The 20,120-nt window shown below is 33.3% G+C and carries 20 protein-coding genes; 13 read left to right on the forward strand and 7 right to left on the reverse strand.

Features of this window, described 5'->3' with window-relative positions:
• Positions 1–104: 104 nt before the first annotated feature.
• On the reverse strand, positions 105–1,532 hold the full coding sequence (gene hisS, locus JI750_RS20965; protein ID WP_202006361.1) for a histidine--tRNA ligase: 1,428 nt from the start codon (positions 1,530–1,532) through the stop codon (positions 105–107).
• 242 nt (positions 1,533–1,774) lie between these two features.
• On the opposite strand from hisS, the gene JI750_RS20970 reads away from it, so the two are divergent.
• Positions 1,775–3,019, forward strand: coding sequence for an ABC transporter permease (locus JI750_RS20970; RefSeq protein WP_202006362.1), 1,245 nt, complete (start codon positions 1,775–1,777; stop codon positions 3,017–3,019).
• A 41-nt stretch (positions 3,020–3,060) separates the two neighbouring features.
• Here the strand turns inward: JI750_RS20970 and JI750_RS20975 are convergent, their stop codons facing one another.
• The 3 genes from JI750_RS20975 to JI750_RS20985 all read right to left on the reverse strand — a co-directional run bounded on the left by JI750_RS20975 (position 3,061) and on the right by JI750_RS20985 (position 5,019).
• A complete protein-coding gene (locus JI750_RS20975; protein WP_202006363.1) occupies positions 3,061–3,558 on the reverse strand; it encodes a hypothetical protein in 498 nt (165 codons plus the stop codon).
• 23 nt (positions 3,559–3,581) lie between these two features.
• On the reverse strand, positions 3,582–4,448 hold the full coding sequence (gene prmC / locus JI750_RS20980; protein WP_202006364.1) for a peptide chain release factor N(5)-glutamine methyltransferase: 867 nt from the start codon (positions 4,446–4,448) through the stop codon (positions 3,582–3,584).
• 85 nt (positions 4,449–4,533) lie between these two features.
• Positions 4,534–5,019 carry a GNAT family N-acetyltransferase gene (locus tag JI750_RS20985; RefSeq protein ID WP_202006365.1) on the reverse strand — a complete coding sequence of 162 codons (486 nt, stop codon included), beginning with the start codon at positions 5,017–5,019 and terminating at the stop codon, positions 4,534–4,536.
• Positions 5,020–5,115: 96 nt separating this feature from the next.
• Here JI750_RS20985 and ribD point away from each other — a divergent pair, with 96 nt between their 5' ends.
• The 3 genes from ribD (at position 5,116) to JI750_RS21000 (ending at position 7,524) form a co-directional block, all read left to right on the forward strand.
• Positions 5,116–6,165, forward strand: coding sequence for a bifunctional diaminohydroxyphosphoribosylaminopyrimidine deaminase/5-amino-6-(5-phosphoribosylamino)uracil reductase RibD (gene ribD, locus JI750_RS20990; protein ID WP_202006366.1), 1,050 nt, complete (start codon positions 5,116–5,118; stop codon positions 6,163–6,165).
• Positions 6,158–6,760, forward strand: a complete 603-nt coding sequence (locus JI750_RS20995; RefSeq protein ID WP_202006367.1) for an HAD family hydrolase — start codon at positions 6,158–6,160, stop codon at positions 6,758–6,760. Before ribD ends, JI750_RS20995 begins: the two co-directional genes overlap by 8 nt.
• Positions 6,761–6,891: 131 nt before the next feature.
• Positions 6,892–7,524, forward strand: a complete 633-nt coding sequence (locus JI750_RS21000; protein ID WP_202006368.1) for an IMPACT family protein — start codon at positions 6,892–6,894, stop codon at positions 7,522–7,524.
• Positions 7,525–7,548: 24 nt separating this feature from the next.
• Here JI750_RS21000 and JI750_RS21005 read toward each other — a convergent pair whose 3' ends face one another.
• Positions 7,549–7,962 (reverse strand): acyl-CoA thioesterase, encoded by a 414-nt coding sequence (locus JI750_RS21005; protein WP_202006369.1) that lies wholly within the window; start codon positions 7,960–7,962, stop codon positions 7,549–7,551.
• A 187-nt stretch (positions 7,963–8,149) separates the two neighbouring features.
• Here JI750_RS21005 and dnaA point away from each other — a divergent pair, with 187 nt between their 5' ends.
• From dnaA to scpA, 9 genes are all read left to right on the forward strand, one after another.
• Positions 8,150–9,577, forward strand: a complete 1,428-nt coding sequence (dnaA, locus tag JI750_RS21010) for a chromosomal replication initiator protein DnaA (protein ID WP_095931847.1) — start codon at positions 8,150–8,152, stop codon at positions 9,575–9,577.
• Between the two features lie 8 nt (positions 9,578–9,585).
• Positions 9,586–10,053: a low molecular weight protein-tyrosine-phosphatase gene (locus JI750_RS21015; RefSeq protein WP_202006370.1), complete on the forward strand. Its 468-nt coding sequence runs from the start codon at positions 9,586–9,588 to the stop codon at positions 10,051–10,053.
• 60 nt (positions 10,054–10,113) lie between these two features.
• Positions 10,114–10,827, forward strand: coding sequence for an SAM-dependent methyltransferase (locus tag JI750_RS21020; protein ID WP_202006371.1), 714 nt, complete (start codon positions 10,114–10,116; stop codon positions 10,825–10,827).
• Between the two features lie 52 nt (positions 10,828–10,879).
• On the forward strand, positions 10,880–12,007 hold the full coding sequence (locus JI750_RS21025; protein WP_202006372.1) for a methionine aminotransferase: 1,128 nt from the start codon (positions 10,880–10,882) through the stop codon (positions 12,005–12,007).
• A gap of 80 nt (positions 12,008–12,087) precedes the next feature.
• On the forward strand, positions 12,088–12,969 hold the full coding sequence (locus JI750_RS21030; protein ID WP_198858279.1) for an SDR family oxidoreductase: 882 nt from the start codon (positions 12,088–12,090) through the stop codon (positions 12,967–12,969).
• Positions 12,970–13,219: 250 nt separating this feature from the next.
• Positions 13,220–13,828 carry a uridine kinase gene (gene udk / locus JI750_RS21035; RefSeq protein ID WP_008467967.1) on the forward strand — a complete coding sequence of 203 codons (609 nt, stop codon included), beginning with the start codon at positions 13,220–13,222 and terminating at the stop codon, positions 13,826–13,828.
• Between the two features lie 103 nt (positions 13,829–13,931).
• Positions 13,932–14,264 (forward strand): FtsB family cell division protein, encoded by a 333-nt coding sequence (locus JI750_RS21040; protein ID WP_202006373.1) that lies wholly within the window; start codon positions 13,932–13,934, stop codon positions 14,262–14,264.
• 14 nt (positions 14,265–14,278) lie between these two features.
• The gene (locus JI750_RS21045; RefSeq protein WP_202006374.1) at positions 14,279–15,643 is read left to right on the forward strand and encodes a methylmalonyl-CoA mutase subunit beta; all 1,365 of its coding nucleotides are present in this window, start codon (positions 14,279–14,281) and stop codon (positions 15,641–15,643) included.
• A 44-nt stretch (positions 15,644–15,687) separates the two neighbouring features.
• Positions 15,688–17,814 carry a methylmalonyl-CoA mutase gene (gene scpA, locus JI750_RS21050; protein ID WP_202006375.1) on the forward strand — a complete coding sequence of 709 codons (2,127 nt, stop codon included), beginning with the start codon at positions 15,688–15,690 and terminating at the stop codon, positions 17,812–17,814.
• Positions 17,815–17,950: 136 nt separating this feature from the next.
• Here scpA and JI750_RS21055 read toward each other — a convergent pair whose 3' ends face one another.
• Together JI750_RS21055 and mltG are read right to left on the reverse strand one after the other, a co-directional pair.
• A complete protein-coding gene (locus tag JI750_RS21055) occupies positions 17,951–18,589 on the reverse strand; it encodes a peptidoglycan-binding protein LysM (RefSeq protein WP_202006376.1) in 639 nt (212 codons plus the stop codon).
• Positions 18,590–19,072: 483 nt separating this feature from the next.
• Entirely contained in the window at positions 19,073–20,113 is a 1,041-nt protein-coding gene (gene mltG / locus JI750_RS21060) for an endolytic transglycosylase MltG (protein WP_202006377.1), read from the reverse strand.
• Positions 20,114–20,120: the final 7 nt, after the last annotated feature.

The following is a 20,120-nucleotide window of genomic DNA, read 5'->3' on the forward strand; positions in this document are numbered from 1 at the left end:
ATTAAAAGTATTTTTTCTTCTCTGACAACTATTTCGAGCAGAGATTTTAAAAGAAATTCCTTTAATTCTGCACAATCCAAAGCAAAAACCTTTACTACAGACAGTTACCCTAATAAAGTATTTTTCAATCCTTCAAAATCTACAGATACCTGCTCTCCTGTCACTAAATTTTTAAGTGCATACGAATTTGAAGTTATTTCCTGATCGCCAACAATTACTGCAAACGGAATCAAACGCTTATCTGCGTATTGAAATTGTTTCCCCACTTTTACATTGTCAGGATACAATTCTACTTTTATATTTTCTTTTCTTAATTTCTGAATCGCTTTTGACGCATACAAAGCTTCTTTATCTCCAAAATTTAAGAATATCGCTTTAGAAGTCGCAGCAACTGTTTCTGGAAATAATTGCAATTCTTCTAAAACTAGATAGATTCTATCCAAACCAAAAGAAATTCCGACACCGCTCATATTTTTCAATCCAAAAATACCAGTCAAATCGTCGTATCTTCCGCCACCACCGATAGAACCCATCGAAACTATTTTTGGAGCCGCAACTTCAAAAATAGCTCCTGTGTAATAATTTAAACCACGCGCTAATGTCACATCTAAATCTAAAATTGCAGTTGATAAACCTAAGTCTGCAACATTGTCACAAATAAATTTTAATTCTTCAACACCTTTCATTCCTTCTTCAGAAGAAGACAATAAGTCTGAAAGTTGTGCAATTTTGTCTGCAAAAGTTCCTGAAAAACTAAAAAGCGGTTGCACTTTTACTAAAGCTTCTTCAGAAATTCCTTTTTCGATCATTTCTTTTTTAACGCCGTCTTCTCCAATTTTATCCAATTTATCAAGCGCGACTGTAAAATCAATTAATTTATCAGAAGCACCTATAACCTCAGCAATTCCAGATAAAATTTTTCTATTGTTGATTTTAATTGTAACGCCTTCTAAACCTAAAGAAGTAAAAACAGTATCGTACAATTGAACCAATTCTACTTCCTGCCAAAGCGATTTTGAACCGACAACATCGGCATCACATTGAAAAAATTCTCTAAAACGTCCTTTTTGCGGATTATCTGCTCTCCAAACTGGCTGAATCTGGTATCTTTTAAATGGAAATTCGATTTCACTTTGGTGTTGCACCACGTATCTTGCAAACGGAACAGTCAAATCATAACGTAAGGCTTTCTCAGAAATTTTCCCTGTGAATTTATTCAGTTCGATTCTTTGTTCTAAAGTTATTTTTTCAGCAGAATTTAATTGCAATTCTTCGATTGATTCTGGCAATTCAATTTTACTTTTATTGTAGAAAAAATTACCCGAGTTTAAAATTTTAAAAATCAGACGATCTCCTTCTTCTCCATATTTTCCCATTAAGGTATCTGAATTTTCAAACGAAGGAGTTTCGATTGGCTGAAAACCAAATTTCTCGAAATTAGCTTTTATAGTCTGAATAATATATTGACGTTTTGACACCTCTGCTGGTGAAAAATCTCTTGTCCCTTTTGGTATACTTGGTTTTGAAGCCATCTCTTTTTATTTTAGATTTCTGATTTTCGATTTTAGATTTCTTTGAAACCTAAAAATCTAAACTTTTAAAATTAATTTATTTCTAGATTTTCTTTTAGATTGTTGGATCTTCAGACTTTCGACTTTATGACTTTCCAACTTTCGACTTAAATAAGTCTGCAAATATCTTACTTTTTAAAATAAATAATAACACTTCGAAAACAAACTTGTAACAAAAACCGTATTTTCGTGACAAATTGGTCATGATGCTAAAATTATTTAAAGAAAATATCCGAATTGCTTTTGGTTCTATCAAAACACAAATTCTGCGTACTATTCTTACCGTTTTAATTATTGCTATCGGTATTACGGCTTTGGTTGGCATCCTGACTGTGGTGTCTGCTTTAGAAAATACTATTTCTACCGATTTTGCTTCTATGGGAGCGAATACTTTTAACATCAATCAATACGAAAATAAAGTTCGAAACCGCGGCGGAAGAGAAAGAGAAGTCATCAATCCGATTATTTCGTATCCAGAAGCAGTTGCTTTCAAAAACAAATACAAATATCCGTTTACCGAAACCTCTTTATCTTTTACTGCGACTTCAACTGCCGAAGTAAAATATTTGGGCGAAAAAACAGATCCAGAAATTACCATTGTTGGCGTTGACGAGCATTTTATTACCAATTCTGGATTGGAAACGAGTTTAGGAAGAAGTTTTAATCAGTTTGATATTGACAACAATACGTATTCTTGCATTGTAGGTTCTGATTTTGAAAAGGGACTTTTGAAAGATATAAATCCTATAGATAAAGTAATTTCGATTCGAGGCGCTCGATTTAAAGTTATAGGTGTTCTGAAAGAAAAAGGATCAACATTTGGAAACAGCCAGGATCTAAGAGTTTTAATTCCTATTCAAGTTGCCAGATCATTATTTACGGCACCTAATATCAATTATACTATTAGTGTCATGGTTTCTAAAAAAGAAGTTCTAGACGAAGCCATAGATAACGCAACCAGCACTATGCGAAGAGTCCGCAAACTAAGCCCTGTTCGTGACAATAATTTTGGTGTGGTTCGAAGCGATGACTTAATTAACCGAATTCTAAGCATAACTCAGTACCTAGGAATAGCAGCGTGGACTATTTCTGTCATCACTATTTTAGGGTCTTCAATTGCTTTGATGAATATTATGATTGTTTCGGTTACAGAGCGTACTCGCGAAATAGGCGTCCGAAAAGCTTTAGGAGCAAAAAGATCAACAGTAGCGTTTCAGTTTTTTATTGAAACTTTATTGATTGGACAAATTGGAGGTTTAGTCGGGATTGTTTTAGGAATTCTGCTTGGCTTTGCCATTGCAACCGCTATGAGTTTTGTTTTCGTGATTCCGTGGATGGCGATTTTTGCCGCTTTTGCAACAAGTTTCTGTGTTGCTTTGGTTTCTGGTTTATATCCAGCCATTAAAGCATCAAAATTAGATCCTATTGAAGCGTTACGTTACGAATAATTTTAATCGTAGTTTTCAATCTAAAAATCACTTTTATTTTTTTAACGACTCTTTTTAATATTCTCTAAGACAATAGGAAAATCATTTTTAAAACACAATCCCAACTGAAGAGAACCACTTGGCGCTTTGGGATGGTATTCTTTTTCTTCATAAAGCCTGTAAAGTATTTCAGGTATCTGATGCTCAAACTTTATAGCAAGAATATGATTATTCCCTATCGAAGTGCTTTCTGCAGGTATCCACCCATTCACCAAAGAATGAACAAGTTTAAATTCCTGATAGACAAATTCCTCTGGATTACGAAAATTAAAAATGCATCCTAAATCTGAAAGTAAAGGCCAAGCTGCAGATGCTCGAAAGGTTCCTAATAGAATTTCATTTTCGGCTTTAGACCAATTTATAAAATCATAATAGAAATTTGTTTTTAACCGATTTTCAAAACGTTTTTCTACAACATCTTTAACAGATTTAATTCCGTTTTCTGAAAAATAACCATCAATTAAAATAAACTCTTCTTTGTACTGAATTTGATATTCCATAAGATTTTAGCTGAATCATCAAATTATACGCTTTTTAAAACCTTGCCAGAAATCATACGATCGTTATCATAAATATCTTTTCGAAGCTCAACGTTTTGGAAACTCATATTCTCAAGCAAATCAATCATTTCTTTTCCAAGATATTGGTTTATTTCAAAATACAGCTTTCCATTTTTCTGAAGTCCATTTTGTGCTAGAGAAGCAATTTTTCTATAAAAAATAAGCGGGTCATTATCTTCGACAAAAAGTGCCAAATGCGGTTCGTAATCCAGAACATTCTTTTTTATTTCTACTTTTTCTAGATTTCGTACATAAGGCGGATTAGAAACAATAATATCAAACTGACAAGTAAATTCTTCCGTTTCTAAAATATTCAGGAATATAAAAGTAACATCGACATTATTTGTAACAGCATTTCTTTTGGCAGTTTCGATAGCTTTTTTAGAAACGTCAATCCCAAAAACTTCTGCATTCGGAAGATTCTTTGCCAACGAAATTGCAATACAGCCAGTTCCTGTTCCAATATCAAGAATTCTTATTTTTTTATTCTTTTCTGGGCTTGCATTTTCATTAATAATCCATTCAACTAATTCTTCTGTTTCAGGCCTCGGAATTAAAACATTTTCATTTACTTCAAAATCCAAACCGTAAAAGTTAGCTTTTCCAAGCAAATACTGTATCGGAACTTCTTTTTTAAGCTGTTTTAGCAATTCGTCCCATATCACAAAATCATTCTCTCCAAAAGCTAATTCATGGTTTAAAGCCAAATCAATTTGACGAAGCTGGTGTTTATCTTCCAGAATTAAATAAAAAAAACTCTCCGCTTCGTACGCATCGTAAAAAGGAGCTAATTCTTTAATAAACTGAGTACGATATTGTTTAATTTTCATTTTTGTTTTTTGAGCATTTACATCAGCCAAAAACTGACATTTTATCTTTCAATAAGTCTTGACGCTTTAAAATTGTTACATTAAATTACAAAACTTTCAACATCCAAACAGGACAAGAATTGTGACCAGTACAACCCATTGGAGCATCTAAATATTCAAAACCAGATTTTTTATACAGTTTTTGTGCTGCATGCATAAATGGCATTGTTTCGATGTAACATTTTTTAAAACCAAAAATTCTGGCTTGTTCCAAACATTTTTCCATCATTTCAGTCCCAATTCCCAAACCTCTTGTTTTCGGAAGGAAATACATTTTCTGTAATTCACAAATTTCCGGATCTCCATTTTCTAAAGGAGCTATTCCGGCGCAACCTACAATTTCTCCATCATTTTCAACAACGAAGTATGCCGATTTGGGCTTACTATATTCTTCAAACATTAAATCGAGATAAGGATCTTCGTATGCGGTTCCTACTTTCGGAATCTCCATTTCATCAAAAACAGATCGTATCAAACTCGCAACTGCTTGATTATCTTCTTTTTTAATTGCGCGTATTTGCCAATTTACCATTTTTTTATTCTAAATCATTATATATGCAAAAGTAAATATACTTTTTCTATAGTTTCTTAACTTAATGATAAACTCAAAAATAACTACTTTTGCACTGTGAATATACATGAAAAATATATAAAACGCTGCATTGAACTGGCACAAAATGGACTTGGAACAACATATCCGAACCCAATGGTTGGAAGCGTTATTGTTTATGAAGGTCAGATTATCGGCGAAGGCTGGCATAAGAAGGCTGGTGAGCCACATGCAGAGGTAAATGCCGTAAATTCTGTAAAAGATAAAACGCTGTTGAAAAAGGCTACAATTTATGTAAGCTTGGAGCCTTGCAGTCATTTTGGAAAAACTCCTCCTTGCTGCGATTTAATAATTGCAAATGAAATTCCGAATGTGGTTGTGGGCACGGTTGACCCTAACGAAAAAGTAGCTGGAAAAGGAATTTTAAAATTAATTGAAGCAGGCGCAAATGTTACGGTTGGAGTTTTAGAAGATGAATGCAACGAACTGAATAAGCGCTTTTTTACTTTTCATCAGAAAAAGAGACCTTACGTAATTTTAAAATGGGCAGAAAGTCAGGATGGTTTTCTGGCTCCAGAAAAAGTCAGTAATCAAGATCGAAAACCAGTTTGGATTACAAACCAATATTCGAGGCAATTAGTGCACAAATGGCGAACTGAAGAACAGGCTATTTTGGTTGGAACACAAACCGTAGTTGATGACAATCCGAAATTAAATGCCAGAGATTGGGATGGAAATAATCCGACAAGAATTGTTATAGATCGAAATAACAGAATTGACCCAAATAGTTTTGTTTTTGATGACACTGTGAAAACTATTATTATTTCTAGTGAAAGTGAAAAATCATCAAAAGAAAACACACAATTTGAGGCAATTGATTTCAACAGAAATATTGTGGCTCAGGCTCTAGATGTGCTATACCAAAATCAAATTCAATCTGTAATTATTGAAGGTGGAAGACAAACGCTTCAATCTTTTATTAATGAAAATCTTTGGGACGAAGCCCGAATCTTTATTGGAAAAATAAGTTTTGAAAAAGGAACGAAAGCTCCAGAGATTTCAAGAAAAAACAGCATCAAAACCAACATTTTAAGTGACGAACTAATACAGATTAAAAATCATGATTAATGCGATAATTTTTGACTTCGGAGACATTTTTATCAATTTAGACAAACCTGCCACAATTTCTGGTTTACAAAAACTAGGAATGAAAGAATGGAACAACGAATTTGATCAATTAAATCTTTCTTTTGAAGTAGGGGCTATTTCTCCAGAAGATTTCGTTGGCGGCTTTCAAAAACAATTGCCCAATCCTTCAAAAGAAGAAATCTTAAAAGCGTGGAATGCAGTTTTGGCAGATTTTCCTTTTTATCGCCTGGAATTTCTTCAAAAATTGTCAAAAAAATATCGATTGTTTCTCTTGAGCAATACCGACTCTATTCACATTAATACATTTGAAGAAAAAAGCGGTGTTTCTTTCTACAATGATTTTTATGCTTGTTTTGAGAAAGTTTATTTTTCTTTTGATATCGGAATGAGAAAACCAGATCCAAAAATTTATCAATTTGTTCTTGAACAAAATAATCTAGCAGCCGAAAACACCTTATTTGTTGATGATAAAACTGAAAACACCGACAGTGCTGCGGCTTTAGGAATTAAAGTTTGGAATCTTCAAGTTGGAAAAGAAGACGTTGTTGATCTATTTACCAAAGGATTATTATAACACACTTTCTAGAAAAAAAATATTTTGCCACAGATTAAAAGGATTTTCACAGATTTTCTTTTAAAAAACAAAAAAAAGAAATCTTATTAATCCTTTTAATCTGTGGCAAAAAAAACTATAAAGCTTAGCATTTGGAAATTAACGACACTTATCAAACTATTGCAACTGCATCTGAAGAAATACTGTTTAAAGAAAAAGGCAGTAAATTCTTTGGCTATGCATTTCCAATAGATCATGAAGATGAAGTAAAACCCATAATTGAAGAACTTAAAAAAAAGCATCCGCATGCGGTGCATTATTGTTATGCTTATCAATTAGGAGTTGGAAACAAAATCTCTTATCGTACCAATGATGACGGCGAACCAAGCAACACGGCAGGAGCACCAATCTACGGACAGATACAATCTTTTGGCGTAACGAACGTTCTAATTGTAGTGGTTCGTATTTTTGGAGGGGTAAAATTAGGCGTTGGCGGTTTAATTGCTGCTTACAGAACAACTGCTCAACAAACTTTAGAAATTTGCGAAATCGTTGAAAAGACAATTGATGTCGAATTTTTAATTTCGTTTGATTACAAAAACATGAATAAAGTCATGCGAGTGATCAAAGAAAAAAAATTAGAAATAGTGTCTCAGGAAATGGAAATGGATGAAGCTTCTGGACTGCCAATTGGTAAAATTGTAACAAAAACGAGAAAAAAAAATGCTGAAACAGTATTCAGCATTTTTGATTTAATGTTCGAAATTGATATTAAAATTATATAATTTAACATCAAAAAGAGGGTTGTTTTAACAATTTTCATCAAGTGATTTGAATATGTCTAAAATGTATTCTGGAGGAGCTGTTGGACGACCCGTTTTTAACGCAACAAATACTAAAATAAACGTCGCAGTTGTTAATAACTCATTTGTTTCATTATAGATTGCGCAGTCAAATTCGATCTTCACAGAAGAGTGACTTTTGAATGTCGTATGAATTGTCAAAAGTTCGTCATAGCGCGCCGATTTTTTGTAGTTAATATTCATGTTGACAATTGGAAGACCAATACCGCTTTCTTCCATGCTTTTATACGAAACCCCTTTATTTCTAAGCCATTCCACGCGTCCAATCTCAAAATAAGGAACATAATTTCCGTGATAAACAACTCCCATTTGGTCAGTTTCTGAGTAACGAACTCGTACTTGAGTCTGGTGATTTTTCATTTATAAAATATTAAAAAAATTCGAATTTAAAAAGCCACATTACAACTTTTTTTTATAAAATTAGATACCAAAATATTTTTTTTTACAGAAATTTGTTCACATATTTGTTATCCCGAAATACGGAATAAAATTGCTCCTCTTTTATTAGGAGAATCTTTATAACAATAATAAAAATTTATCTGAATCTATGACTAAAACTGCTCAATCGGTATGGGAAAACTGTTTGTCCTTTATAAAGGATAATATTCAAGACCAAGCATATAAAACTTGGTTCGAACCAATCAAATCAGTTGAGCTAACCGATAACGCATTATACATTCAGGTTCCGAGTAAATTTTTCTACGAATGGCTCGAAGAGCATTACGTAAAATTATTGAAAGTTGCGCTTACCAAAGAACTGGGAAAAAACGCAAAGTTACTCTATAAAATTAAAATGGAGAACACTTATGGCAATAAACAGCCGTTTACCGAGCAGTTGCCAAGTGCCAACAGAGTGCCAATGAAACCGCAAGAGGTTGACGCTCCGTTTAAAAACTTAAATCCTGAACTAAAAAATCCGTTTGTAATTCCTGGAATCAGAAATTTAAAAATTGAGTCTCAGTTAAATCCGAACTACAGTTTTGACAATTTCTTGGAGGGAGATTCAAATAGATTGGCTCGTTCTGCAGGTATGGCTGTTGCCAACAAACCAGGAGGAACTTCATTTAATCCCTTATTGATTTTTGGAGGAGTTGGTTTAGGAAAAACACACTTAGCACATGCTATAGGTGTAGAAGTAAAAGATAAATATCCAGAAAAGACCGTTTTATATATTTCTGCTGAGATTTTCACGCAACAATACATTGATTCTGTTAAAAAGAATAATCGTAATGACTTTATTCACTTTTATCAGTTAATCGATGTTTTGATTATTGATGACGTTCAGTTCTTATCTGGAAAATCAGGAACGCAAGACGTATTCTTCCATATTTTCAATTATTTACACCAAAACGGAAAACAAGTAATCTTAACTTCTGATAAAGCTCCTGTTGATATGCAGGATATCGAACAAAGATTATTGTCTCGTTTCAAATGGGGATTATCTGCAGAATTGCATCAGCCTGACTACGAAACTCGTATCTCAATCTTAAAAAACATTTTATACCGTGATGGTGTAGAAATGCCAGAAGATATTTTAGAATATGTTGCTCGAAACATTAAATCTAACGTTAGAGAACTTGAAGGCGCCATTATTTCGCTAATTGCTCAATCTTCTTTCAACAAAAAAGAAGTTACGATTGAGTTAGCTAAAAGCGTTGTAGAGAAATTTGTTAAAAACGTAAAGAGAGAAATCTCTATCGATTATATCCAAAAAATTGTTTCAGACTATTTCCAATTAGATATTGAAACACTTCAATCTAAAACCAGAAAGAGGCACGTTGTGCAAGCAAGACAATTAGCTATGTTCTTTGCTAAAAAATTCACTAAAGCTTCTTTGGCTAATATTGGTTCGCAAATTGGAGATCGTGATCACGCAACTGTTCTTCACGCTTGTAAAACAGTCGATAATTTAGTTTCTACAGACAAACAATTTAAAAAGTTTGTTGAAGACATCAATAAAAAACTAACGCTTTAATACGCGCCATGCCTATAAAAATCTTAATGGTTTGCTTAGGGAATATTTGCAGATCTCCTTTAGCAGAAGGAATTTTAGCCTCTAAGCTTCCTGAAGACAAATTCTTGGTAGATTCTGCAGGAACAGGTTCTTGGCATGTTGGTCATTGCCCTGACAAACGATCAATTGAAGTTGCTAAAAAATACGGAATCAACATCGGCGCACAAAAAGGCAGACAAATAAAAGTCTCTGATTTTGATGAATTCGATTATATTTATGTAATGGATAATTCAAATTTTCGTGATGTTGTTCATTTAGCCAAAACTCCAGAACATAAAAGTAAAGTCCGTTTAATTTTAAACGATTTATTCCCAGACGAAAACGTAGACGTTCCTGACCCTTATTATGGTTCTGCCAACGGTTTTGAAAATGTTTACCAAATGTTGGACGAAGTGACTGATTTAATTGCAGATCAGCTTCTTAAAAAACACTCCTAATTCGATTCAATTGTTTCTAAAAAAGAGATGATTGAATTTTTTAATTTTAAACAAAAACACATGAAATCTTTCGGAAAATTATATCTAATTCCAACAACAATGGGCGAAAGCGATCCGATGGATGTTTTACCTCAAACCGTTAGAAGAACGATAGAAGTTATCGACCATTATATTGTTGAAAATGACAAAACTGCCAGAAAATCTATAAAAGCAGTTTATCCAGAAAAAAAACAATCAGAATTGGTTCTTTTCACTTTAAACAAAAGAACCGAAACCAGCGAACACAATGATTTCATTAAACCTTTATTAGAAGGAAAAAATATGGGATTAATGAGTGAAGCTGGTTGCCCGGGCGTTGCAGATCCAGGTGCCGCGATTGTAAAATTAGCGCATGAGAAAGGAATCCAGGTTGTGCCTTTAGTTGGCCCTTCTTCTATCCTACTAGCTATGATGGCTTCTGGAATGAATGGTCAGAGCTTTACTTTCAACGGATATTTGCCAATTGATAAAGACGAGAAAAAATCGGCAATTCGTCATTTTGAGAAATTATCTTATGATAAAAATCAATCGCAACTATTCATTGAAACTCCGTACAGAAATAATAAACTGATTGAAGATCTTCTACAGATTTTAAGTCCTGCAACACATCTTTGCATTGCAGCAGATATTACTTTGCCAACAGAATTCATCAAAACTATGAAAGTTGCGGATTGGAAAAAACTGAAAATCGACATTGATAAACGTCCTGCGATTTTTATTATTCATAAAATGTAGATCTTAAAGCTTTTGCTTTCATTCATAAGTTTTTCCCTAACCAAACTTTATCATGAGTAAACTCCCAAACGTAACCACAAGCATTTTTACGGTAATGTCAAAAATGGCAGTCGAATACAATGCGATAAATCTTTCTCAGGGATTTCCAAATTTTCCCGTTGACGAAAGATTAACTGATATTGTTTCAAGATTAGCGAAAGAAAATGTGCATCAATATACACCAATGGCAGGCTATCCGCCGTTGATGAATAAAATTGCTCAACTCACTAAAAGCTCTTATAACAGAACTATCAATCCTGAATCAGAACTTTTGGTTACGGCTGGAGCCACTCAAGGAATTTTTACCACTATTTTGGCTTTAGTAAAAGAAAATGACGAAGTAATCATTCTGGATCCGAGTTATGATTCTTATGAATCTCCAGTTTTACTCTGTAAAGCGAAACCTGTTCGAGTAGCGCTGAATGACGATTACACACCAAATTGGGAAAGAATTGAAAAAGAATGTTCTGCAAAAACCAGAATGATGATTATCAATAATCCGCACAATCCGACGGGGAAAATTCTAACTGAAAATGATTTTGTTCAGGTAAAAAGCCTTCTTGAAAAATATCCAGACATTATCATTTTATCTGATGAAGTCTACGAATACATTACTTTCGAAGAAAAACATATTTCTGCACATACAAAAGATTTCCTTTTAGATCGTTGTGTGATGGTTTCTTCTTTCGGGAAATCATTTCATATAACAGGATGGAAACTTGGTTATACCATTGCGCCAGAACATTTAATGAAAGAAATCAAAAAAGTGCATCAGTTTTTGGTCTTCAGTGTAAACAGCATTTCTCAGTTTGCAATTAGCGAATATCTTGATGTTGTTGACGTTAATCTTCTTGGAAAATTCTATCAAGAAAAACGAGATTATTTTCAGAAACTGCTTCAAAATAGCCGTTTTGAATTAAAACCTTGCGAAGGAACTTATTTTCAAGTCGCTTCTTATGCTAATATTTCAAATGAAGATGATGTTACTTTTTGCAAAAATCTAATTATTGACCATGGTGTTGCAGCAATACCTATTTCAACTTTTTACTCCGATCATAAAGATCAGAAATTAATTCGCTTTTGTTTCGCCAAAGACGACTTCACACTTGAATCTGCAGCAAAAAAATTATGTGATATATAAAATTTATTGAAATTTTATAACATTATTATGCGTGCATCCTATTTTATTTAACTATTATTGTAAAAAAAAAAAAGAAAAGTATGAGCTACACAGATAAAATGTTACGTGATGATGCTTTACAAGGCAAAGTCATTGTCGTTACAGGCGGCGGAAGCGGTTTAGGCAAAGCTATGACCAAATATTTTCTCGAATTAGGAGCTCAAGTAGCGATAACTTCTAGAGATTTAGAAAAGTTAAAAACTACAGCTGCCGAACTGGAAAGCCAAACTGGAGGTAAATGTCTTCCTCTTCAATGTGACGTTCGCCATTACGAAGAAGTCGAAAATATGCTTCAAGAAACTTTAAAAGTTTTTGGTAAAGTGGATGTTCTTTTAAATAATGCGGCAGGAAATTTTATTTCGCCAACAGAAAGATTATCTGCAAATGCATTTGATACTGTGATAGATATCGTACTTAAAGGTTCTAAAAACTGTACGTTAGCTTTTGGAAAACACTGGATCGATACAAAACAAACTTCGGCAACGATTTTAAATATAGTAACAACTTACGCTTGGACAGGATCGGCTTACGTTGTTCCTAGCGCTACAGCAAAAGCTGGAGTTCTGGCCATGACAAGAAGTCTTGCTGTAGAATGGGCAAAATACGGAATTCGTTCTAATGCAATTGCTCCTGGACCATTCCCTACAAAAGGTGCTTGGGATAGATTATTACCTGGAGATCTTTCTGAAAAATTTGATATGGCTAAAAAAGTGCCATTAAAGAGAGTTGGAGATCACCAAGAACTAGCAAATCTTGCTGCCTATTTAGTTTCTGATTTTTCATCTTATATCAACGGAGATGTAATCACAATTGATGGTGGCGAATGGCTAAAAGGTGCTGGACAGTTCAATTTATTAGAAGCAATTCCAGAAGAACTTTGGGATCAGCTTGAAATGATGATTAAGGCAAAAAAGAATAAATAATTACAAGTGCTTACTAAATTCAGAATATTTTTTAAAACTATACTGATTGCACGAAATCCCGAAGGTTTACTTTCGGGATTTTTTTATGCTTTTTAACCATATAAGTGATATAAGTTCAATGAAGTAAAAAAATGTTTAAAAATCTGATTGCTTAAATTTACTTACATTACTTATATGGTTAAATTATTTTAAATGTTTAGCAATTCAGTTAAATTATTATTTTTGCGTAACAAATTATAACATTAAATTTATGCTCATTATCGGACTTGCAGGAGGAACAGGAAGTGGAAAAACTACAGTAGTACACCAAATTATGAATGAATTACCAGACACAGAAGTTGGCGTAATTTCTCAGGATTCATACTACAAACAAACCGATAATTTATCTTTTGACGAAAGAGCATTAATTAATTTTGACCACCCACGTGCGATCGATTTTGAATTATTGGTAAAACATTTAAAGGCTTTAAAAGCGGGAGAAACAATCGATCAGCCGGTTTATTCTTTTATCCAACACAATAGAACAGACGATACTGTTTCGACTCATCCAAGAAAAGTGATGATTGTTGAAGGAATTTTAATTTTGACAAATCCTGAATTACGTGACATGTTCGACATTAAAATCTTTGTTCACGCAGATTCTGACGAAAGATTAATTCGTCGTTTAAAAAGAGATATTTCAGAACGCGGACGAGATATTGATGAAGTTTTAAACCGTTATCAAACGACTTTAAAGCCTATGCATGAGCAATTTATTGAACCTTCTAAGGCTTTTGCAGACATTATCATCCCAAATGACAAATACAATACGGTAGCAATTGATGTCGTTCGTGCTGTAATTAATCAGAGAATTTCATAATTTTTATCGTAAATTTAAACCATAAAATTATATGCAGCCCGGCCAAGGTCGGGTTTGTTCTCTAACAGGTCTAAAAAAAACAATTCAAAAGAAATTATCTTATATGAAATTCAAGAATCCATATAAAGACAAAAAGTGGTTTAAATATCTAGGCAATAAATATGTCTGGGTTTTACTGTTTTTTATTGTTTGGATGTTATTTTTAGACAATTACTCCTATTTTGATCATCGCTTTTTAGATGAGCAAATACATGAACTTGAGGATAATAAAAAATATTATCAGGACGAGATCAAAAAAGATCAGGAGCAGATTAAGCTGCTCAAAAATCCAGAGCAAATTGAGAAGTACGCCCGCGAAAAATATTTTATGAAAAAAGATAGTGAGGATATTTACATCATACAATTTGAAGGAGACACGATTCAAGAAAAAGAATAATCAAACAAAATACAATGGCCACTAACCTATTCGACGATTTTAATCCGATTTCATCCAAACAATGGAAACAAAAAATTCAGTTTGAATTAGATGGAGCCGATTACAATCAAACTGTTATTTGGAATTCGCCAGAAGATATTCAGGTAAAACCTTTTTATCATATCGATGAGTTTACAAAAGCAGCAAATGTAAATACTCAAGCCTCAGATTTTAAAATCTGCCAAAATATCTTTGTTTTCGATATAGAAAAATCTATCGAACGCGCTTTAAACACCTTAGAAAGAGGTGCAGAAAGTCTTCGTTTTACAATTGAAAATGATAAAATTGACGTTCAAAAACTATTGGAAAATCTTCCTTTAGAAAACAAAACTGTTTACTTTAATTTCAATTTCATCTCAATCGATTTCGTTAAAAAATTAGACACTATTTCGATTCAGAAAAAAGCTAATTTTTACTGCAATTTTGACCCAATCGGACAATTGGCAAGAGAAGGAAATTGGTTTACCACTTCGGAGAAAAATAATTTCGAAACCTTACATATACTTTTTAAGGACACAACTAATTTAAATCTGCTGAGTGTAGATTTGGGTTTGTATCAAAATTCAGGCGCCAATATTACGCAACAGATTGCCTATAGTTTAGCACATGCGAATGAATATTTAAATCGTTTCTCTGGTACAGCAAAATCTATCGTTTTTCAAGTTTCTGTTGGAACTAATTATTTTTTCGAAATTGCTAAACTTCGCGCACTTCGAATGCTTTTTGATTTAATTGCTACAGAATACGATTCAAAAATCGAATGTCATATATTGGCAACGCCAACAAAACGTAATAAAACTATATACGATTATAATGTCAATATGCTTCGTACCACAACTGAATGTATGTCGGCAATTTTGGGTGGTGCAGATGCAATTGCCAATTTGCCTTACGATGCATTATACCACAAAGACAATGAATTTGGAGATCGAATTTCGAGAAACCAGCTTTTAATTTTAAAGCACGAAAGTTATTTTGACAAAGTCGATAATCCAGCAGACGGAAGTTATTATATCGAAAGCTTAACGATGCAATTGGCAGAAAAAAGTTTGAATTTATTTAAAGAAATTGAAGCCAACGGAGGTTTTCTAAAACTTCTAAATGAAGGCTCAATCAAAAAGAAAATTCAGGAAAGCGCTAATAAAGAACAGGAATTATTCGATTCTAAAAAAGAAATTCTTTTGGGCACAAATAAATATCCTAATAAAGAGGATAGAATGAAACATGATTTAGAGCTGTTTCCCTTTGTAAAAATTAAACCTAGAAAAACATTAATTACGCCAATTATCGAAAAGAGATTAGCTGAGAAAATGGAGCAGGAAAGACTGGAATTAGAATAATCTCAGAAAAAGTAATTAATTACAAATTCAAACAAAGCGTCTCAATGACAAGAAAAGACCTTAAACATATAAAGTTAGAAGTTAAAAGTCAGGAACCAGAAATTAATTCTAGTTCTAACAGCTTTACTACTGCCGAAGGAATTGAAATTAAAAAAAGCTATTCTGAAAAAGATATCGAAGATTTAGATTTTCTTGATTTCGGAGCTGGTTTTGCACCCAATTTACGCGGTCCATATGCAACGATGTATGTGAGACGTCCGTGGACCATACGTCAATATGCAGGATTTTCTACAGCGGAAGAAAGCAATGCTTTTTACAGAAAAAATTTAGCTGCGGGCCAAAAGGGACTTTCAATCGCTTTTGATTTACCAACGCATCGCGGTTATGATTCTGATCACGAAAGAGTGGTTGGTGATGTTGGAAAAGCAGGAGTTGCAATTGATTCTGTCGAAGACATGAAAGTGCTTTTCGATCAGATTCCGTTAGATGAAATGTCAGTTTCCATGACTATGAATGGAGCCGTTTTACCTATTATGGCTTTTTACATTGTTGCTGCCGAAGAACAAGGCGTTAGTCCAGAAAAATTAGCAGGAACAATCCAAAATGATATTTTAAAGGAGTTTATGGTTAGAAATACTTATATCTACCCTCCAACTCCTTCGATGAAGATTATCGCTGATATATTTGAATTTACGAGCAAAAAAATGCCAAAATTCAATTCGATATCTATTTCTGGATATCATATGCAAGAAGCTGGAGCAACAGCTGATATCGAATTAGCATACACATTGGCAGATGGCTTAGAGTACATCAGAACCGGATTATCAACTGGAATGACGATTGATGAATTTGCTCCAAGATTATCTTTCTTTTGGGCAATCGGAATGAATCATTTTATGGAAATTGCCAAAATGAGAGCTGGCCGCATGATCTGGGCTAAATTATTAAAACAGTTCAATCCAAAAAGCGATAAATCTTTAGCCTTAAGAACACACTGCCAAACTAGTGGATGGAGCTTAACAGAACAAGATCCGTTTAATAATGTGGCGAGAACTTGTATAGAAGCTTCTGCAGCGGTTTTTGGAGGAACACAATCTTTGCATACCAATGCTTTAGATGAAGCTATCGCGCTTCCAACAGATTTTTCTGCGAGAATTGCTAGAAATACTCAAATATTTCTTCAAGAAGAAACCAAAATTACTAAAACAGTAGATCCTTGGGCTGGAAGTTATTATGTTGAAAGTCTGACAAACGATATTGTTGAAAAAACGTGGAAGCTAATTGAAGAAGTTGAAGAACTTGGCGGAATGACCAAAGCGATCGAAGCTGGAATTCCGAAACTTCGAATTGAAGAAGCCGCAGCAAGAAAACAAGCAAGAATTGACAGCGGACAAGATATTATTGTTGGCGTAAATAAATATCGTTTAGAAAAAGAAGATCCATTAGATATCCTAGATGTAGACAATCAATTGGTTCGTAAACAGCAAATTGAACGTCTGGAAGAAATAAAAAGAACCAGAGATACTGAAAAAGTAAATCAATCACTAGAAAAATTAATCCTTTGTGCACAAAATGGACAAGGCAACTTACTTGAAATTGCTGTTGAAGCTGCGAGAAACAGAGCAACATTAGGCGAAATTAGTAATGCATTGGAAACTATTTTTGGCCGTTTTAAAGCACAAATCAAATCTTTTAGCGGAGTGTATAGTGCAGCGATAAAAAATGACGAAAATTTTGAGCGAGCAAAACAATTAGCAGATGTTTTTGCTAAACAAGAAGGTAGACGTCCTAGAATTATGATTGCCAAAATGGGACAAGACGGTCACGACCGAGGAGCAAAAGTAGTTGCAACAGGTTATGCCGATGTAGGTTTTGATGTTGATATAGGTCCGTTATTTCAAACTCCTTCAGAAGCAGCAAAACAGGCGGTAGAAAATGATGTTCATATTTTGGGCGTTTCATCTCTTGCTGCTGGTCATAAAACATTAGTTCCGCAAGTTATAGAAGAACTAAAAAAACATGGACGCGAAGATATAATGGTAATTGTAGGCGGTGTAATTCCGTCTCAGGACTATCAATTCTTGTTCGATGCTGGGGCATCAGCCGTTTTTGGGCCGGGAACTAAAATAAGCGAAGCAGCTATAAAAATCTTAGAAGCCTTAATAGATTAAAGTTAGCAGTAGGAGTTTTCAGTTATTAGCGATACGGAAAATAAATAAAGTTCTTGAGATAGCGTTTTAGCTCATGAAAGAACATAAAAAATAGAAAAAGAGGTTGTTTCACAAATGTGAAACAACCTCTTTTAATTTAGTCGTTTACTGTTGCGTTACTATCTGCCTCTATAAAAGAAAGATCGTAACCTGCAAAATTTCTCATATAGCTTTTCAAAGAAGTTCCAAAAGCATCTCTAAAATGTCTGCTTCCTTTGTTCTTAAAAAAATTCTTTACAGAACCTGCACCACCTAAATGCGCTGCCGCTAAAATTCCAGATTCGGTAATTTCAATACCACTGATGATTTTACCTTGATACTTTTCGATTTCGTAACGTAAAATCCATTTGTTTTTGGCTAACAAAGCTATAAAAGCTTTTTCTTGTAGAGCAGGATCTTTTAAAAAGGCTTTATTATCATTAATTCCGATTGCTCTTAAAGCTTTAGAACCAAATTGATATTTACCCATATAACCAAGAGAATTTACTAGTCTGTATTGCCCTTGTGATTCTTTAAAAGCTACTGCCTCTTTAAATCCTATTAGATGATTTCCTGTGTATGGGACATTGGTGTTCGGATAATCATCCTTTTCTTTTGATGGAAAAATGTATTCTGATCCATCTGTTTTTTCAATTAAAAACCAAGGTTTGGTTTCTTTTTCTGAGGGAATAAATCCCAAACTTAAAAATGTAATAATAACGACTAAACTCGCATAAAAATACCATTTCTTTATCATAAATTGTTTTTCTTCAAGACGCTGTCACCCTCTTGAAATTTCTACGCTGCAAAGATAAGTCTTTTCAAAATATACTATAAATCAACGATTTAACATTTACCATTTAAAAACTCGATTCGCTTTCATCCCAGATATACTAATGGATTCCGAAAGATTTGAAGTCTCTTTTTTCTCTTCTAAAAATCGAAATTTTAGGTCAAAAAAAATCGCATTTTATAGAAATTTTAAGCAATTTTTACAAAAAAGAAAGAATTAACTTACATTTGAGTTATAGTTTTTATGCAAATTTTGAAAAAGTGGTTTTCGAATTTTATAAAATTCATCATTAAAAAATGGTTATTTTTTTATTATGACAAATCGAAAAATACACAAAATAGCAATTTCATAATTTTTCAATTTCAAAGACTTTTTTACATCAGAAAAAAACAAAAAAACCGAAGTCAAATTGGCTTCGGTTTTCTAATATTATTTACATAAATCAGATTATCTTGTTACTCCCTGACTTGCGATCCAATCTGAATATTTTTTTGCATTTACGTTATGTTCTGCTAGTGTTGCAGCAAATTCGTGATATCCGAAACGATCTACACTTGCACAGAAATAGATATAATCGTTCTTTTCTGGATTTAAAACTGCTTCTAAAGCCGTAATATCTGGCATTGCGATCGGTCCTGGAGGAAGTCCTTTGTTTACGTAAGTATTATATGGAGATCTCATAACTAAATCATTATAAAAAACTCTTTTTATTACTTGGTCAAAATCATTATCTCTTAATTTTAAAGCATAAATAACTGTTGGATCTGCTTGTAATGGCATTTCTAAACGCAAACGGTTTAAATAAACACCAGCAATACGAGGTCTTTCGTCTTTTTTAACCGACTCTTTATGTACAATTGATGCTAAAATTGTGGCTTGAACTGGAGTTAATCCTTGTGCTTTTGCTTTAGCAATTCTATCAGCTGTCCAGAAATTATGATATTCTTTAATCATCTTATCACGGAACTTTTCTGCCGATGTATTCCAATAAATCTCATAAGTATTTGGAATAAACATTGCAAAGACGTTTTCTTCATTAAATCCGTTTGCGGCTAAAAATGTAGAATCTTTTATCGCTTTCATTAATGATAAACTGTCAGCTTCAATTTCTTTTCCAATTCTTCCTGCAAAATTTTCTAAACGTTCCTGATTATTAAAAACTAACTTAACTGGAATATTAGAACGAATTGCACGAACTAGATCGATGTTGTTCATGTCTTTCTTTAAAAGAAAACGACCCGATTTTACATTTTGCGGATAATCTCTTTTTTCGGCAACCATTTCAAAGTTGTCAAAATTCTTTATATAAGGTTCCAAAATTTTCTTTACATCGGCATAACTAGCGTCTGTAGGCACGTAAACATATACTTCTTTCTCTTCAAATTTAGTATTAGAACTAAAAATTTTACTTACTAGAATAAAACCATATATCAATAAAACTGAAATAATGGCTACGGCACTTATTGTGATTATTTTCTTTAGACTCAAAGCTTAA

It is taken from the genome of Flavobacterium tagetis, from assembly GCF_016735615.1.
GTDB lineage: Bacteria > Bacteroidota > Bacteroidia > Flavobacteriales > Flavobacteriaceae > Flavobacterium > Flavobacterium tagetis.

What these genes read in the sequence shown, in the direction of transcription:
- hisS (WP_202006361.1), bottom strand. Translation starts at nt 1,532, where the DNA reads ATGGCTTCAAAACCAAGTATACCAAAAGGGACAAGAGATTTTTCACCA.
- JI750_RS20970 (WP_202006362.1), top strand. Translation starts at nt 1,775, where the DNA reads ATGATGCTAAAATTATTTAAAGAAAATATCCGAATTGCTTTTGGTTCT.
- JI750_RS20975 (WP_202006363.1), bottom strand. Translation starts at nt 3,558, where the DNA reads ATGGAATATCAAATTCAGTACAAAGAAGAGTTTATTTTAATTGATGGT.
- prmC (WP_202006364.1), bottom strand. Translation starts at nt 4,448, where the DNA reads ATGAAAATTAAACAATATCGTACTCAGTTTATTAAAGAATTAGCTCCT.
- JI750_RS20985 (WP_202006365.1), bottom strand. Translation starts at nt 5,019, where the DNA reads ATGGTAAATTGGCAAATACGCGCAATTAAAAAAGAAGATAATCAAGCA.
- JI750_RS20995 (WP_202006367.1), top strand. Translation starts at nt 6,158, where the DNA reads ATGATTAATGCGATAATTTTTGACTTCGGAGACATTTTTATCAATTTA.
- JI750_RS21005 (WP_202006369.1), bottom strand. Translation starts at nt 7,962, where the DNA reads ATGAAAAATCACCAGACTCAAGTACGAGTTCGTTACTCAGAAACTGAC.
- dnaA (WP_095931847.1), top strand. Translation starts at nt 8,150, where the DNA reads ATGACTAAAACTGCTCAATCGGTATGGGAAAACTGTTTGTCCTTTATA.
- JI750_RS21015 (WP_202006370.1), top strand. Translation starts at nt 9,586, where the DNA reads ATGCCTATAAAAATCTTAATGGTTTGCTTAGGGAATATTTGCAGATCT.
- JI750_RS21020 (WP_202006371.1), top strand. Translation starts at nt 10,114, where the DNA reads ATGAAATCTTTCGGAAAATTATATCTAATTCCAACAACAATGGGCGAA.
- JI750_RS21025 (WP_202006372.1), top strand. Translation starts at nt 10,880, where the DNA reads ATGAGTAAACTCCCAAACGTAACCACAAGCATTTTTACGGTAATGTCA.
- JI750_RS21030 (WP_198858279.1), top strand. Translation starts at nt 12,088, where the DNA reads ATGAGCTACACAGATAAAATGTTACGTGATGATGCTTTACAAGGCAAA.
- udk (WP_008467967.1), top strand. Translation starts at nt 13,220, where the DNA reads ATGCTCATTATCGGACTTGCAGGAGGAACAGGAAGTGGAAAAACTACA.
- JI750_RS21040 (WP_202006373.1), top strand. Translation starts at nt 13,932, where the DNA reads ATGAAATTCAAGAATCCATATAAAGACAAAAAGTGGTTTAAATATCTA.
- JI750_RS21045 (WP_202006374.1), top strand. Translation starts at nt 14,279, where the DNA reads ATGGCCACTAACCTATTCGACGATTTTAATCCGATTTCATCCAAACAA.
- scpA (WP_202006375.1), top strand. Translation starts at nt 15,688, where the DNA reads ATGACAAGAAAAGACCTTAAACATATAAAGTTAGAAGTTAAAAGTCAG.
- JI750_RS21055 (WP_202006376.1), bottom strand. Translation starts at nt 18,589, where the DNA reads ATGATAAAGAAATGGTATTTTTATGCGAGTTTAGTCGTTATTATTACA.